The sequence below is a fragment of the Klebsiella sp. K5-306 genome (genome assembly GCF_051835185.1).
GTDB lineage: Bacteria > Pseudomonadota > Gammaproteobacteria > Enterobacterales > Enterobacteriaceae > Klebsiella > Klebsiella oxytoca.
In genome coordinates, this window is sequence record NZ_JAIFJY010000009.1 from 112,038 (window position 1) to 126,698 (window position 14,661).

The following is a 14,661-nucleotide window of genomic DNA, read 5'->3' on the forward strand; positions in this document are numbered from 1 at the left end:
TTCGCGAAGTTTAACGGGTGTTAAAAGGGTTCCCGGTCGGTTATGCATGTCTGCAATTTGAGCCAATAAATTGACTACATGACTATTGAGGTTACCTAAAAGCCCGGAGCTTGTTCCAGCAAGCTCCGGGCATTCTATTGCTTATTTTTTTAGTAGCATGCTTATGTCAATAGCGTGTAAATCATCCTGCATCTCAGTCGACTAACTGCAACACCGGCGGCGTACCAGAACCCGGTGAAAAAAATTACTGTGCACCGCAAACTTCGCTTCCAGCGCCTCTCTCACCGTATTCACATTGCCGTCCACGTATTCAAGCGTAGTGTTTATGTTCGAACGCCCAGCAGATTTTTCACAGTCTGCAGATTACTGTCCGGCTGACGCATCATTTCCGTCGCAATCGTGTGGCGAAAACGATAGGGCGAAACCACGTAACCGCATTCCTCCGACAGACGCCGGAAAAAAGCACGTAGTTTCTGTACTGACATCTCCTCACCTTCACAGCTCTGCCGGCTGGTATACAACCCCACGTTAAAAAACTGCTCGTGATGCTTTATTCCCCGAAGCTTTAACTCGGCAGAGAACTGTTGTATTCCAGGCTTCAGTACAGAAAGTAGTGTATCAAAATAAACGAAGAGATTGATTAAATAACATCGAACCACACCTGACAATTTTTATTATTATATTCACTACTATCAACTTAAGTACAAAATTTAAAAACAACACCCTTTCGGTGAAGGGCATACAATATAATAATTTATATTTTGGATATTTTGAGAATCCACGATCATACACATCACCCACTCTTTTGAGAAGTTGCAGCCAAAGATATAATGACTGCATATATTTTGCCTCTCTTTTTTGGTGAGGTTATATGTTCCCTTGCATTGTAACATCAAATTCTCAGTTGAAGTTTACAGTTTGTAAGTGTACTATACATTCACCCTTCTATCTAAGTACACGTTTACTTCCAGGGAAGATAATCATGAAGAATAACCTCCCTTCACTTTTACACCATGCCTGTTTTGTATCAAGCTTATGTTCTTTGCCGGTAGAACTCTCATTAATAGATCTTAACCAGTTCTGGTGTGATATTAAATCTGTCCATACCCCCTTTATTTCAGAAGGTAATAATGATAGTGACAAACGCAATGTTACTTTTTTTTGGCGCTCAGAAGAAATTCTACAAGGGGTATATGTTCGTCTGAATCGGGTTACTGACAAAAAAGATGTCAAAAAAGGATTAATGACTCGCGTCCCTTCAACGGATATCTGGACACTGACTCTGGAGTTACCAGCGACATATCGCGGTTCATACTCGTTCATAGAAATTCCGCCAGGAATGACCCCCGATGAAATTTCTCAGCTTGGAGGACGATTCTCACCGCTCCCCGGTCAACCCGATCTATTTAATAAAGCATCCGAAATAAACGTACGGGGGTTCGGCGAATCAATACTGTCTCTTGACCAGGCTCCTGAACAAAAAGAATGGGATGATATTTCCCACACATGCCGTGGAACCCTCTCAATATCATATTCCTTTGTTGCCGGGTGCAAGCGCCGGGTACGTTTCTATTTACCGGAGACCCCCATTGCAGACCCTCTTGGATTACTTGTATTACCTGACGCAGAAACCTGGTTTGGCCGTCTAGATATTACTAAGGCAATAGACATTGCTATCACTAATGGACGTATTCCCCCAATGGCCGTTCTGGGTATAGACAATATTAATGAATCTGATCGTGTGAAGACACTGGGTGGGAACAAAGATTTCATTCTCGATATCGCTGGAAATCTGCTACCACAAATATATAAGGACCATCCGAATATAATATGGGCAGGCCGTTCTAAGACCGTTTTTGCCGGGCAAAGTCTTGGCGGTGTCTCAGCACTGATGGCCGCTTTATATGCCCCCCAAATTTTTGGCATGGTTATCAGCCATTCTCCATCAATGTGGTGGAGCCCTGAAAGAAAAACCCCGGTCATGTTTAGCGAGAATGATAGTTCGTGGGTGAGCAAACAGATGCTTTCCATGACTAAAAGAGACGTTAACATTCGGTTAGGCATAGGATCTTTAGAAGGTTCAATGGTCTCCCATGTAAAAAATCTACATAAAATGTTGCGCGCCGCTGGTATGAAAAGTGAACTCTCAATTTATACTGGTGGTCACGATTATGCCTGGTGGCGTGGAGCGATTATCGACGGATTGACAGATGTATAATTATGAATATATACCTTATACAGCCATATATCAGAAATATGCTGATAAGGGTAGGATGCTTGTTCTCAGATAAGGTTACTCCTCCGCCTAGATATATAATTAATGAGGAGGTGTTAGGCATCCAAATGCACCATTAGCATCAATATACGAGCCATGGTCATTCCCTCTTATACAATTCTTGCCTACCATCAAGAATCATCCCACCTTTCACATAAGTTATCATATTAGCATTTAATTTCCGCATAACTTTACCCTTTATTATTTAGACTCATTTAAATCGCAACCATGTTTTATAATCGCGAATAATTTATCTTTAAAATCAACCCTCCTTAATATGTCACCAGTTAAAACAACAGCCTCACCACCCTGAGGCTTATTAAATATTTCATTTATTTGTTTCACTCCAAGATTTCGAAGTGCACATGCAGCATAAAGCTTAGATTCATTCGTTGCATCTTCGCTTGTTGCAATATTATAAAATATGTCGATGGCATTATCTCTTTGAAGAATCAATCTATATAGATATTCACCTTCGCTTTCTTTACCTACAAACCCATTCAGCCCGACAGAAAAATAACTTATTTTTTCCAAACGTATCTGTTCAGATAGTTCTTCATGTGAGTAAACTGAGAGAGAGCATAAAAAAAGCATCATCATCAAAGTTTTCTTCTTTAAATTCATACCACTGTCCTCTAGTGCCTTATAAAGGCTCAATAGTCATAATTACAAGATAACTTCAGTCCGGACCAATAAAGTTTAAATTGAAACACTCCCAATTTGGGTTGCATTGATTAAATTATTTTCTTGAGATTTATTAGTGTTTGAACAACCCAAAAAAAACAGCTTATCAATAAAACCTCTGTGGTATGTCCATCCAAATCACCTTTTATCGCCAGTAAACAGGATAATGCGAAATAGATTAAACTTGATTTTTCAAGAAAAAATATTAAACAAGGAAGTATTCTTCTCATGTTCATCGATCCATCAAAATTCATTTTGCAAGAGTTATATGTTAATAATTCTGTTAACTGTTCTAAGCGTACTTTCCCTATGAGCTATAATAACCTTGGTTACATTAAGCTTTTTGATCGCTACATTTACATAACGTTCACTCTCTGTATCGAGAGAACTTGTTGCTTCATCCATAAATAATATGCATGGTTTTCGATAAAGAGCCCGTGCAATAAAAATCCTTTGCTTTTGTCCACCTGAAAGCCCTTCACCTAATTCGCCTATCAGGGTTTCATAGCCCATTGGCATATTCATTATCACATCATGGATATAGCTGGCCTTTGCGCACTCCGTCATCCACGCCTCATCCATCTCCTCAGCGAACCCACATATATTTTCCCTGATTGAACCGGAAAAGAGCCGGTCATCCTGCATCACACAGGCAATAATCCGATGATAATTATTTATCCCCAGTTGTCGAATATCAGTACCATTCACCAGTACTTTTCCGCTATCAGGTTCAAACAACCCACACAAAACTTTCATCAACGTGGTTTTTCCTGCTCCGGATGTACCCGTTATCGCTACGCTTTCTCCCGGAGCAACTGACAAAGACAGGCCGCTGAATATCGGTGCGGACTGACTGTCATACCGATAGCTCAAGTCATTAGTTTCCAGTGATACCGGACGCAAATTATTCTGAAGATCAAGATGCGGTTTTCTCTCTTCTCTTTCGTGTAAAGCTATATCGGCAATACGTTCGTTATGGAGACTCATCATTCTCAGATGAAGTAGAAAGTTCGTCAGTGTGGCAACCCGGTCTGAAAACTGCCCCCGGAAAGATCCGAAGGCAACAAACATTCCTATTGTCATCTGATTATCGATCACAAGACTGGTTCCCAGCCATAAGATAGCCACCTGATCGCAGGCTGCAACAAAAGTGTTTATCCCGCCAAAAAGCAAATCCATTTTTGTTAACTTGATACCTGAATTGATGGCATCAATTTTCAGGTTAAGCCAGTGTGTTCCCCTTCGCTCAGCCATATCCTGGATTTTCACTGTAGCAATACCGTACAGCGTTTCCATAAAATAGGAACTTGCCCTCGCTCCCCTGACCAGGGTTTCCTCCGATATTTGCCGGTAATAACCGTAAGTTACCAGACGTATCAACACGTAGACTGCCGTAAATGCCAGAACAATCCAGGTAAGATAGCCTCCATATAACAGCATCATCACAAACACACCTGCCACCATAATACTGTCCATGATGGCACCAACAACACTGGTGGTGAAAGTAGTTCTCAGGGTATCAAGAGAGCCGAAACGAGACTGAATGTCACCTAATTTACGACGTTCAAAATACGCCAATGGCAACCGAAGCAAATGGTTAAACAGGCCTGATTGCCATTGCACATTGATGAGCGTGCCCATGACCAGGGAGGACCATGCCCGAAGCATACCTGTTGCAGCCCTGAGGAGAATGAAGAACATCAACCCAGCGGAAATGAGGGTCAGCAATCCTCTGTCTCCGGCCGGGATCGCATGATCCATAACGAGTTGCGTACCCACTGGCATCACAAGGTTAATAGCTTCAATAACCACCGACAGGAAAAAGATTTTTGTCAGTGTACTTTTAATGCCATAAATACTGTTAATCAGTGAACAGAGACTGATACGATTCTGAACGGTTTCTACCGAAAACTCACTGCCAGGCCAGACTTCAAGCGCTACTCCGGTAAAATATCGGGTCATTTCTTCCTGTCCAACCGTCCTTTTTCCTCTGGCCGGGTCATGAAGTATAAAACGGTTATGCTTCACGCTGACCAGTACAACAAAATGGCTGAAATCCCAGTGGAGAATACACGGAGTTTTGAGCGCTCCAAGTTCATCCAGTTCCAGAGAAAGTGCCCGTGTCACCATCCCCAGTTGTTCCGCAATGCCATTAATCCCTGCGAGGTTGGCTCCACGAGCAGAAAGATTAAACTGTCGCCGAAGGGATATGAGGTCGATACTCTTTCCGAAATGCCCGCATATCATTGCCAGGCAGGCCAGGCCGCACTCGGAGGTTTCCGTCTGATGAATAACCGGGACCCGATGACGCCATCGCATATCAAGCTGGTTTATCATTCGTCTGAAATTTCCGTTACTCATTTACCGGTCCTGTCGCGCTGTGTTTCATGTCATAGAAGGGAGAAAGCATCCACTGGTAAATACGTCTTTTTTCAAGAAACAAGGTACTTTCTGCCTTCATTCCATTCTCAAGTGGAAGAGATTTCCCGTCATAGACAACCACCTGTTGTTCTGGTTTAACAATAACTTTATACCAGGGAGCAGAGGTTCCCAGCGTATTCTGAGGCGCTCCCTTGTAGGTCAGCATTTCCTGCGTTGAAGCAGGGGTTCTTGAGACGGCGACCACCTTCGCGGAGAATTGCCCAAATTTTTCCGCAGGGAAGGCCTCATAACGAACATTGACTTTATCGTTCACGGAAATATAAGGAACAGCATCATTGGGCACCCAGAGAATAAGGTAGTAGTTCTCTATATTCTCAGGGATAACCTGAAGCAGGCTGTCTCCGGCATTGACCATTTGCCCGATGGTCACACTCAGGGAATCTACTTTTCCGTCTGACAACGCCCGAATAATTATTTCTTCGCCTACATCAGTACTGACCAGTTCTTTCTGCAATTCATAACGTTGTAGTTCCATCTGATATATGCGGTTATCAAAATCTGCAGCCTGAATCTGAATCTGACTATCCAGACTGGTTATCTGCAGAACATTTTGCTCATTCTGTGCGCTCAGGCTGAGTAAATTATTTTGTTGTTGGTAATATAACGCGACTTGGTTAGTTAATTGATCCTTATTAATCAGCCCTTTTGACTGATAACTCCTGTAGTTCTCCATGTTGTTCTTCATTATCTTTATCCCTTCTTCTGCCCGTCGTAGGATATCTGATGATCGACGGAAGGCTTCACTGTATTGCAGACGTTGTTTTTCCAGCATATCCAGCGTAATTTTTTTGCTTTTTTCCAGCCGAGAAATGATATTAGCCACGCGAACCAACTGATTTTCAATATCTCTGCGCTGATTTTCACTGACAACACCATTACTTGTACTTTTACTGACATCAATCCGATAAATCGGATCCCCTTTTTTAAGAGGTTGCCCTTCATGAACAAACTGTCTGACTACAATACCCTGCACTCCCGAGTATATATTGACGGCGCGTGGCCAGGTAGAAATCTCTCCACTGACATTGACACGACGACTATAAGAGCCTGTAATAATAAATGTCAGAAATGCTATAATGAAAATCAAACTACCCAGCATGATTACCCATAGTGGAATTCCTGGAAGTAAAATGGCGCGTCCCCGCCATTTCATTTTCCTGTTTTCTAAAGCATTCTTACGAAACAATATACATGTCCTTTGTCACCAGGTACCCTGCCACACCTGTTAGGTACGTATAACACATTGATATTATGAAGAAACACATTCAAAACTTTGAACAGCGGCACTCTGGGCTATTAAAAATTCTCCCTATTAGTTCTGAATACCCTGTTCTTTATTCAGCTGAGCTGGCCTGAATGTCATGATTTTCTTCCTTCTGTTCAACCAACTCACTTCATCTTCTCCCCAAGGACGAAGATGAATAAAACGTTCGATGGCCTTTCGTCCAAAACCAGGTTTACAACAGAAATCCAAAATCCATGTCCTTCCATCTTCATCCCATTCAGAAGGATGCAACATGAACTGTGGATCATTGAGTAAACGTTCTTCCGTATCAGCCTCAAGATATGCCCAGGTAATATAGGCCAGTGGAAATCCGCGAGTATCAAAAAGAAATTTAATCTGGTGATGCTGGATAGCATACTCGGTCCAGTACTGAATGGTCAGAACAGGATACAAGCTGTAATTACGGTTATAGAGCATGCAAGTAACTGCAAAACCAATCTGTTCATAGACGGTCCATTCTTCTTTGCCCCTGATGGTTTCTCGTATGTGTGACATCGTAATTGTATCCTTTTGAATTAAACCGTAAACCTTACAGGATTTAAATGGCCTAATGCTTCACTGGAAAATTGCTTCATGCGGAATTCCATATCAGAAAATGCCTCCTGAAGAAGGTGGGGAGCATCACCATGTTCATCCAGCAAAAAAGCTATTTCCTGATACATTAATTCTTTTGCAAGTTTTTTTCTGGGTTGGAGTCTTTTCCTTGCATGCTCCTCCATTCCATTCAGGAGAGTCGAATTATTAATCTGCCTTTTATTCGCAGTTTGAATCAACCAGCGGAGCCCCCTGGCAAAACACCGTAACGCCTCAGTGAAATGAACATCATACTGCGAATTCAGGCTTTTGGGTGAGAATTGCTCCTGGCTCCGGCAGATCAGTTCTGCCACCAGACTTTGCAAAGGTGAATATCCCTTACTGTCAACGTTCGGGCTATACAATGATTCGTAGCGGTTATTAATTAACACAACGAAACTGTTGACCATTTCCCTCAAAGTATCCGGGACCCCTTTATCCTCCAGAAAATTCGTGGGTATACCGAGTTGCTCCAGATAACTGTAATAACAGGCTTCGTGGAATACGTTCCGGAACGTCTCTTCTACTCTCTGGCGAGCTACCGTTGTAAATTCGGCATCAAAGAGATATTTCCCCAGATAAAGACATATATCCGATACCCCCTGCTGAAGTAACATTGGTTCTTTCAACAGCTCGGTAAGCCTGAGTTGCTGCCCAAAATCAACGGGAGAGTCTCCCGGGAATAAACAACTGAGTCCGTTAAAATCCATTAACCTGCCATCTATCGCAATATTGGATGGAGATGTTGTCAGCCTCAGGAAACGTGTCCGACAATATGCCATCTGCCATGCTTCACGACGGGACAGCTCACATAGCCCCTCAATACAATAATTCCGTAAATCACGTCTCGCTTCTTCGCTAATCCCTTCTGAGGATACAGGTAGATACTCTGGCAGCATACGGATCACAGATCTGACCCGCCGGGCATCATGAATTAACTGGTCTGCATATTCCGGCAAAGGTCTGAAGTAAGGAGCGCGTTCAAAATGTGCAGGACGTACCACAGGTTCACGGATTAACAGAGCACGTCGGGATTTTCCGTGGGAACGATCAAATGATTTTTCGGTATAAATATTCGTAAGTAAAACAGCCCGTGCCCGCACAGCCCCGTAGGGTAAGGTTTGTGTCAGAATCTCCCCCCACATAGCTTCATAAATAGCGTGAACTGCACCAAGTGCGCCATTGGAATGACGCTGATCAGTTCCTTCGCCTACCAGACAATTCGCCCCAATGCCCTTGACCTGATAATATCCATTGAAACCACATCGGGCACCGCCACCATTGCGCTGTATACCACTGCCGCCATAGCGCTCGGCATAAAACTTTCTGGTAGAGGCTGAACTATTTGGATCTATTATATAACTGCAGTTTTTTTGTAATTCTTGAATATCCTCCACATCCGAAGCACTCCATATTAATGACGACATAACCTTATGGGCAGTAAAAGGAACAAGGTTATCAGTTAGTCTATTAAAGTTAAAATTATTACTCATGCCAAATTAATCCTTGCACATCATTCAGTTAAAAACCTACTTTAGCACAAGGACATAGGTGATTAACATGACCTAAACTTAAAGGCATATGTCTCTATATGTGCGCTTAAGTGATACAGCATATCATTTATATTCAGTAAAATAGTTTTTTAGAATTAAAAGACATCACTTAAAAATTAAATACTATTATCAACTTACAACGTTGATAATAGTATAAGAAAGGATTTATTTTAAATCGGTTAAGAACCACCTCCCGAGCTACCTGTAGCTGAACCTACTGCAACACCTAACCCACCCAATATGCCACCAATCACCATACCAACAGGCCCAACGGGAGTTCCTGCCGCAACACCTGTGGCAATTGCACCGAGGGAACCAATAATAATGCCTACACCGGCAGCATTTGCTACAGTTGCAGGAGCACCTCCGGAACCAGCTACATTTTCCATTTGATATTGCGTTAATTCTCGCATACTATTTTCCTTTCACTTGACAAAGAAATAAAATGCCTTTTTGAGCACCCTGAAGAAATTAAACAAACCCAAATAAACCATGCAGGCCAGGAAAACATCAATAAATGAATTACCTTTACCGATAACTTGTAAAGAGGAAAAAGAAACAAAGATAATTGTTAGAGGAACGGTTAGAACAACAGCAGCTTTATCTATCCATCCCCGTTTAGTCTTATGATCCATTTTTGGCTCTCTTTAAAATAAAAATTGTTCCGGCTATCACCTTCATCATCAGAGTATTGGTGCAGTACACTAATGAGATTTAATCACAGTTACGCCTAATGTCGAATTCATATAGCAATAAGTTAAGTATTTCATGAGATTTATTTCGGTGATAATGAGATCAAGATAGTTCCATTAAACATACCCTAAAAATTAAGCACATAACTATCCCTTCCAGGCCTCCAGAAATCTCAATCAGGTTACGGGTTCGTTTTCAGGCTCAACACATCAATAAAGTGTACTCAAGAATTACGGCCGTCATTATCAGGGCTAACTGTATCTGCTGTGTGATATCAGGGTAGTTTCTTTGGTCATTATTCATATCTGGAATAAACATTATAACCCCCCTCGTGAACACTAATGCAAAAGATAATAATTACTATTTACTTTCGCATGCAAACTTGGCATGGTAACCACACAAAGTCAAGTGTTTTTTGATAATAGGTTCTGTAAGTTTTCAACGTTTATCTTAAGCAGGTACTTTTCTTACTTAAAGCTTAAGCATGTGCAGCGTCCTGGCAATGAATAACACCGTCGGTGGTGGAACAAGGAGATATCAGAATGAGCCTTCATAAAGAGAAAAATCCTAACTTAGAAACAAAACTGTATATTTCAACAGTTGAAAAGCCAGATTTACATTCAAGAATCGTCCATCCCAACCCCCTGGAACGCAAAATTTTTAATAGCACATCTCAAACCATTAATATTATTAATGCCCCAGACGGAAGCACCATTTATAAAGAGGGCGAATCAGATAATTATAGCGAATATATCTGTGGCTGTGGTTGCGCCTGCTGTTGTGGGTGTGGACATGATTTCTAATTCTCTGTTTTTTATTGAACTTGGTGAAACCTCATCATTTATCACCCATCCATTATGGATATTTATTCAGGTAGGAATTTGATCTTAAAGCAATTTCTCAAAAACTGAAGAAGAAAATGAGCACAACTAAAGCTGTCGATTTATTTCGCTATTTAAATGTTTAACATCTTCAGGTGTTTTTGCCCGACAAGTAATGCTCCGCAATGCTTGCCTAACTATAACCAATTGAAATGAAGGTTTTTTATGCGTGTTCTTTTTATTGGCCCACCGCTGTATGGATTATTATTCCCGATGCTTTCATTAGCACAGGCATTCCGTGTCAACGGACATGATGTCGTTATCGCCAGTGCAGGAAAATTTGCATTTCTAGCCGCTGAAGCAGGTCTTGTTACTTTCGATGCTGCACCAGGACTCGATTCAGAAGCTGGTTATCGCCATCAGGAAGATTTGAGAAAGAGGACCCATATCACAGGAAACTTCTCATTCTTCAGCGACGAGATGGCTGACGGCTTAGTTAATTTTGCAGGTCAATGGAGGCCTGACCTCATCATATATCCACCACTTGGCCTCGCAGGCCCACTAGTTGCGGCTAAATATAGTATTCCAACGGTGATGCAAACTGTAGGATTTGCCCATACTCCTGCTCACATAAATAAGGTGAATACTTCTCTGGCAAATGCCTACAAGCGCCATGGAGTCACTCGACCACAACAAGATCTCGTATGGATTGATATCACTCCGCCCAGTATGAGCATTCTTAAAAATAATGGAGAACCAATTATTTTAATGAAATATGTACCCTACAATGGCGGAGCTGTATGGGAGAACTGGTGGGACAGGATACCAAATAAGAAACGCCTACTGGTTAGCCTGGGTACCGTCAAGCCAATGGTTGACGGGCTGGATTTGATTAAGTGGGTTATGGATTCCGCTGGAGAGGTTGATGCGGAAATCATCCTGCAGCTTGCAGCAAACGCTCGCTCTGATTTACGGCAATTACCACCAAATGTACATCTTGTAGACTGGATCCCTATGGGGGTGTTTCTTAACGGCGCTGATGGTTTTATCCATCATGGCGGCGCAGGTAACACTCTCACAGCCCTCTATAACGGTATACCGCAAATCGTATTCGGTGAAGGCGCTGACCGTCCGGTGAATGCAAACGTCGTTCAAAAACGTGGGTGTGGGATTATACCTGGTGAAAAAGGATTGACCAGTGATCTGATCAATATGTTTCTCAATGATTCTACGTTACGATCCACTGCTGCCCAAGTTGCAGCAGAAATTGCATTACAACCCAGCCCATCTGAAGTGGTAGACATCCTTGCAACTAAAATTTTGTATGGCTAATAAATAAATTCTTTAACTGTGTCAGCACTCAACAAACATTGGGTACTGATGCTGTCATTTAGGATTGATGTATGGAACGATTGCTCTTGAATTTGCTTGTGCATTTTTCCCACCTGAACACTTTTCAGACAGTTCAAAAATGGACTTCAAATTGCTAAAAAATAGAAAAAATAAATGTTACGAAACCTGCATTTTGAAGGGATCTGATTGAAAACCCCCTCGCCTGTGCAGACCGGTTCTGTCGGCCTGCACCAGGTGCTGATCGGAAATTGCCCGGCGACCGCCGAAAAAGCCTCACCGTGCGGACAGAAACTGTCTACCGGAGCGGGTTACTCCAGACGTGTCGCCCAAACAGATGCGCAGCATCGCCTCCGGGGAGAGAACTAGCGCTGCAAACGCCGCCGGTCTTCGCTGGGAGTCAGGCCAAAAACCTTTTTATATAAAGTGGTAAAGTGATTACTGTTGGCAAAGCCGCATAGATAAGCCACTTCGGTAATCGTCATATCGGTCTCGCGTAATTTTACGCGCGCCGAAACTAAGCGCAGACGCTTTAAATAATTATCCGGCGTCAATCCCGTCGCCTCTTTAATATGGCGAAAAGCGGTACGCGTGGTCAGATGGAATTTTTCCGCCAGCTGCTGCCAGTTATGATCTTCAAAACAGTGCTCCTGTAGCCAGGTCAGCAATTTATGCAGCTTATATTTAGTGGTGCTATATTCGGCTTCGGTTTCGGCATGCAGAATCGTCGTCACCAGCTGGAAAAACGCGGCTTCGCGCAGGGCAATATTTTGCCCCTGCCGCAGCTCGGCAGAAAATATCTTATCCACCAGTTCCTTGCAGATATGGCGGGTGTCCGGCGCCAGCCAACCGTAGCAGGACGCATTCTGCGCAGAGAAAGTCTGTAATAAAGTATCGAGAGGCTGTAAATAATGAAACCCTACCAACGGGTTAATCAGCACATTAATTAACTTAAGCGTCCCTAGCTCATCATAATAATGAACGTCACCCGGCTGAACGTAAAAAACGTCGCCCTGTTGAATATATAGTGGCCTGCCATTAATAACATGTAAACCGTGCCCTTCCTCAACGATCACCAGCTCAGCAAATTCATGACTATGTTCATGGCTATTATCTTCCGGATCGCTGGCGTACATGCCCAGCTTATCCTGTGGATGGGTGAAATAATACTCAACGGTCAACATCATCATCTATAAAGTCCAAAACGGCATACGGCGCAGAGGCAAGATAATGCATTTTCCCGACCGCCACGAGCAAGATTTTTGGAATTGTGATCGGCAACCCGCCCATCTCATTATCAGTGCCAATCTGGCAAATGCATTGGCATTGCCAGAGTGGTTGCCCCCGGGGCCGGCATCTTATGCTGCGGACAAATAAATACAGAGGACGCAGTATGTCACAGGCAATTCAGCATAATTCTCAGGTCTCGATGACCCGCCACCCGGATTTTCTACGCACCGCCGAGACGCTCCGGCCCGCGCTATGTCGCCAGGCGTACCCGCCGATCGCCGTGGTGGAAGCCCACGCCGACGCCACGGCACTGTTTGGCTGGCGCGCCGAACCGGTAAGTTCCCTGGCCGCGTTTTATCAGCGCGAGCTGAGCAGCGGCGATAGCGTCATTATTGATTTTGGCAGCCACTTTGTTGGCTACCTGCATTTTCTCTGTCAGAGCGTCGGGAGCCCGCCGGACGCTCCGGCCCATCTGCAGTTCACCTTCGGCGAAACGCTGAGCGAAGTGTGTGAGCCGTTCAGCGATTACCAGGGCTGGCTAAGCAGCAGCTGGCTGCAGCAGCAGGATCTGTGGCTTGATGTCCTGCCGGCCGAAGTTGATCTGCCGCGCCGCTACTGCTTCCGCTATCTGAAGGTGGAGGTCAAAGCCGTGTCGCGCAAGTTTCGTCTGCAGTTCAACCAGATTCAGGTGAATGCCGTTACCTCTGCCAGCGGCGCATGCCCGGCAGCGACAACCGCCGACCCGCAGCTCAAGGCCATCGACAGCGTTGCCGTTCTGACCCTGCAAAACTGCATGCAGGAGGTGTTTGAGGATGGCCCCAAACGCGACCGCCGCCTGTGGCTCGGCGATTTACGTTTGCAGGCGCTGGTGAACGATGTGACCTTCGCCCGTCACGATTTAGTACGCCGCTGCCTGTACCTTTTCGCCGGGCATACTCGTGAGGACGGTATGGTATCGGCCAACGTGTTCGTGCAGCCGGATGTCATTGCTGACGATACCTTTCTTTTTGATTATTCTCTGTTTTTTGTTGACGTTCTCTACAACTATCTGCAAAGCGCGGAGGATATTGCTACGGCCCGCGAGCTGTGGCCCACGGCCCGTCGTCAGATTGAACTGGCGCTGAAACGCTGCGACGCCTACGGGGTTGTGCGCGATAGCGACGACTGGTGGGTGTTTATCGACTGGCAGGCATCGCTGAATAAACAGGCTGCAGCGCAGGGCGTGCTGATTTACTGCCTGCAGCGCGCCGTCTGGCTGGCGGAGCGTTTCGAACCTGAGCTGGCCGTCAGCTATCGCCAGCGTTTACAGCAGCTTAAAGCTGCGGCCCTCGATGTCTTATGGGACGAGCAGCAAGGCTTCTACATCAGCGGCGAGCAGCGGCAGGTCTCATGGGCATCGCAAATCTGGCTGGTACTGGCGGAAGTCGGTACTCCTCAGCAGCGCCGGGAGATCATGCATAATCTGGAGCAAAATCCCCCCGCGATCGCCATGAACACGCCATACCTGCGTCACCACTATATTGCCGCCCTTCTGCAGTGCGGGCTGCGCGACGACGCTATTGCGCAGATCAAAGCCTACTGGGGAGCAATGGTCGACTACGGTGCCGATACCTTCTGGGAAATCTTCGACCCGGCGCATCCTGATTTTTCCCCTTATGGCAGCAAGCTGATAAACAGTTATTGCCATGCGTGGAGCTGCACCCCGGCCTGGTTTATTCGCCAGTACGGACTTTAACGACAACGATAAGCGAGTTT

13 protein-coding genes are annotated in these 14,661 nt (G+C 44.4%); 4 read left to right on the forward strand and 9 right to left on the reverse strand.

Annotation, left to right across the window (positions count from 1 at the left end; translation table 11 throughout):
- Window positions 1-323: 323 nt before the first annotated feature.
- Window positions 324-485: a hypothetical protein gene (locus tag K2184_RS15325; RefSeq protein ID WP_224238688.1), complete on the reverse strand. Its 162-nt coding sequence runs from the start codon at window positions 483-485 to the stop codon at window positions 324-326.
- A gap of 497 nt (window positions 486-982) precedes the next feature.
- Here K2184_RS15325 and K2184_RS15330 point away from each other — a divergent pair, with 497 nt between their 5' ends.
- A complete protein-coding gene (locus tag K2184_RS15330) occupies window positions 983-2,218 on the forward strand; it encodes an alpha/beta hydrolase-fold protein (RefSeq protein ID WP_049129394.1) in 1,236 nt (411 codons plus the stop codon).
- A 258-nt stretch (window positions 2,219-2,476) separates the two neighbouring features.
- On the opposite strand, the gene mchS3 is transcribed toward K2184_RS15330, so the two are convergent.
- From mchS3 to K2184_RS15365, 7 genes are all read right to left on the reverse strand, one after another.
- On the reverse strand, window positions 2,477-2,899 hold the full coding sequence (mchS3, locus tag K2184_RS15335) for an MchS3 family protein (RefSeq protein ID WP_049129393.1): 423 nt from the start codon (window positions 2,897-2,899) through the stop codon (window positions 2,477-2,479).
- A gap of 324 nt (window positions 2,900-3,223) precedes the next feature.
- On the reverse strand, window positions 3,224-5,320 hold the full coding sequence (locus K2184_RS15340; RefSeq protein WP_368082940.1) for a peptidase domain-containing ABC transporter: 2,097 nt from the start codon (window positions 5,318-5,320) through the stop codon (window positions 3,224-3,226).
- On the reverse strand, window positions 5,313-6,587 hold the full coding sequence (locus K2184_RS15345) for an HlyD family secretion protein (RefSeq protein WP_224261031.1): 1,275 nt from the start codon (window positions 6,585-6,587) through the stop codon (window positions 5,313-5,315). Before K2184_RS15345 ends, K2184_RS15340 begins: the two co-directional genes overlap by 8 nt.
- A gap of 126 nt (window positions 6,588-6,713) precedes the next feature.
- Window positions 6,714-7,181 carry a toxin-activating lysine-acyltransferase gene (locus tag K2184_RS15350; RefSeq protein WP_049129390.1) on the reverse strand — a complete coding sequence of 156 codons (468 nt, stop codon included), beginning with the start codon at window positions 7,179-7,181 and terminating at the stop codon, window positions 6,714-6,716.
- A gap of 20 nt (window positions 7,182-7,201) precedes the next feature.
- A complete protein-coding gene (locus K2184_RS15355) occupies window positions 7,202-8,752 on the reverse strand; it encodes an MchC protein (protein ID WP_163524982.1) in 1,551 nt (516 codons plus the stop codon).
- A gap of 239 nt (window positions 8,753-8,991) precedes the next feature.
- The gene (locus tag K2184_RS15360; protein ID WP_074184719.1) at window positions 8,992-9,225 is read right to left on the reverse strand and encodes a hypothetical protein; all 234 of its coding nucleotides are present in this window, start codon (window positions 9,223-9,225) and stop codon (window positions 8,992-8,994) included.
- A 12-nt stretch (window positions 9,226-9,237) separates the two neighbouring features.
- Window positions 9,238-9,447, reverse strand: coding sequence for a hypothetical protein (locus tag K2184_RS15365; protein ID WP_049129388.1), 210 nt, complete (start codon window positions 9,445-9,447; stop codon window positions 9,238-9,240).
- Between the two features lie 600 nt (window positions 9,448-10,047).
- Between K2184_RS15365 and K2184_RS15370 the strand changes: the two genes are divergently transcribed.
- Complete coding sequence (locus K2184_RS15370; protein WP_163524984.1) at window positions 10,048-10,308, forward strand: hypothetical protein; 261 nt, start codon at window positions 10,048-10,050, stop codon at window positions 10,306-10,308.
- A 243-nt stretch (window positions 10,309-10,551) separates the two neighbouring features.
- On the forward strand, window positions 10,552-11,658 hold the full coding sequence (locus K2184_RS15375; protein WP_049129387.1) for a glycosyltransferase: 1,107 nt from the start codon (window positions 10,552-10,554) through the stop codon (window positions 11,656-11,658).
- A 383-nt stretch (window positions 11,659-12,041) separates the two neighbouring features.
- Here the strand turns inward: K2184_RS15375 and K2184_RS15380 are convergent, their stop codons facing one another.
- A complete protein-coding gene (locus tag K2184_RS15380; protein WP_004112826.1) occupies window positions 12,042-12,866 on the reverse strand; it encodes a helix-turn-helix domain-containing protein in 825 nt (274 codons plus the stop codon).
- A 203-nt stretch (window positions 12,867-13,069) separates the two neighbouring features.
- On the opposite strand from K2184_RS15380, the gene K2184_RS15385 reads away from it, so the two are divergent.
- The gene (locus tag K2184_RS15385) at window positions 13,070-14,641 is read left to right on the forward strand and encodes an alpha-L-rhamnosidase-related protein (protein ID WP_049593163.1); all 1,572 of its coding nucleotides are present in this window, start codon (window positions 13,070-13,072) and stop codon (window positions 14,639-14,641) included.
- The last annotated feature ends 20 nt before the right edge of the window (window positions 14,642-14,661 follow it).

Excerpts from the sequence above, each read along its gene's own strand:
- K2184_RS15360 (WP_074184719.1), bottom strand. The coding sequence starts at position 9,225 with ATGCGAGAATTAACGCAATATCAAATGGAAAATGTAGCTGGTTCCGGA.
- K2184_RS15355 (WP_163524982.1), bottom strand. The coding sequence starts at position 8,752 with ATGAGTAATAATTTTAACTTTAATAGACTAACTGATAACCTTGTTCCT.
- K2184_RS15380 (WP_004112826.1), bottom strand. The coding sequence starts at position 12,866 with ATGATGATGTTGACCGTTGAGTATTATTTCACCCATCCACAGGATAAG.
- K2184_RS15350 (WP_049129390.1), bottom strand. The coding sequence starts at position 7,181 with ATGTCACACATACGAGAAACCATCAGGGGCAAAGAAGAATGGACCGTC.
- K2184_RS15385 (WP_049593163.1), top strand. The coding sequence starts at position 13,070 with ATGTCACAGGCAATTCAGCATAATTCTCAGGTCTCGATGACCCGCCAC.
- K2184_RS15365 (WP_049129388.1), bottom strand. The coding sequence starts at position 9,447 with ATGGATCATAAGACTAAACGGGGATGGATAGATAAAGCTGCTGTTGTT.
- K2184_RS15340 (WP_368082940.1), bottom strand. The coding sequence starts at position 5,320 with ATGAGTAACGGAAATTTCAGACGAATGATAAACCAGCTTGATATGCGA.
- K2184_RS15370 (WP_163524984.1), top strand. The coding sequence starts at position 10,048 with ATGAGCCTTCATAAAGAGAAAAATCCTAACTTAGAAACAAAACTGTAT.
- K2184_RS15330 (WP_049129394.1), top strand. The coding sequence starts at position 983 with ATGAAGAATAACCTCCCTTCACTTTTACACCATGCCTGTTTTGTATCA.
- K2184_RS15375 (WP_049129387.1), top strand. The coding sequence starts at position 10,552 with ATGCGTGTTCTTTTTATTGGCCCACCGCTGTATGGATTATTATTCCCG.
- mchS3 (WP_049129393.1), bottom strand. The coding sequence starts at position 2,899 with ATGAATTTAAAGAAGAAAACTTTGATGATGATGCTTTTTTTATGCTCT.
- K2184_RS15325 (WP_224238688.1), bottom strand. The coding sequence starts at position 485 with ATGTCAGTACAGAAACTACGTGCTTTTTTCCGGCGTCTGTCGGAGGAA.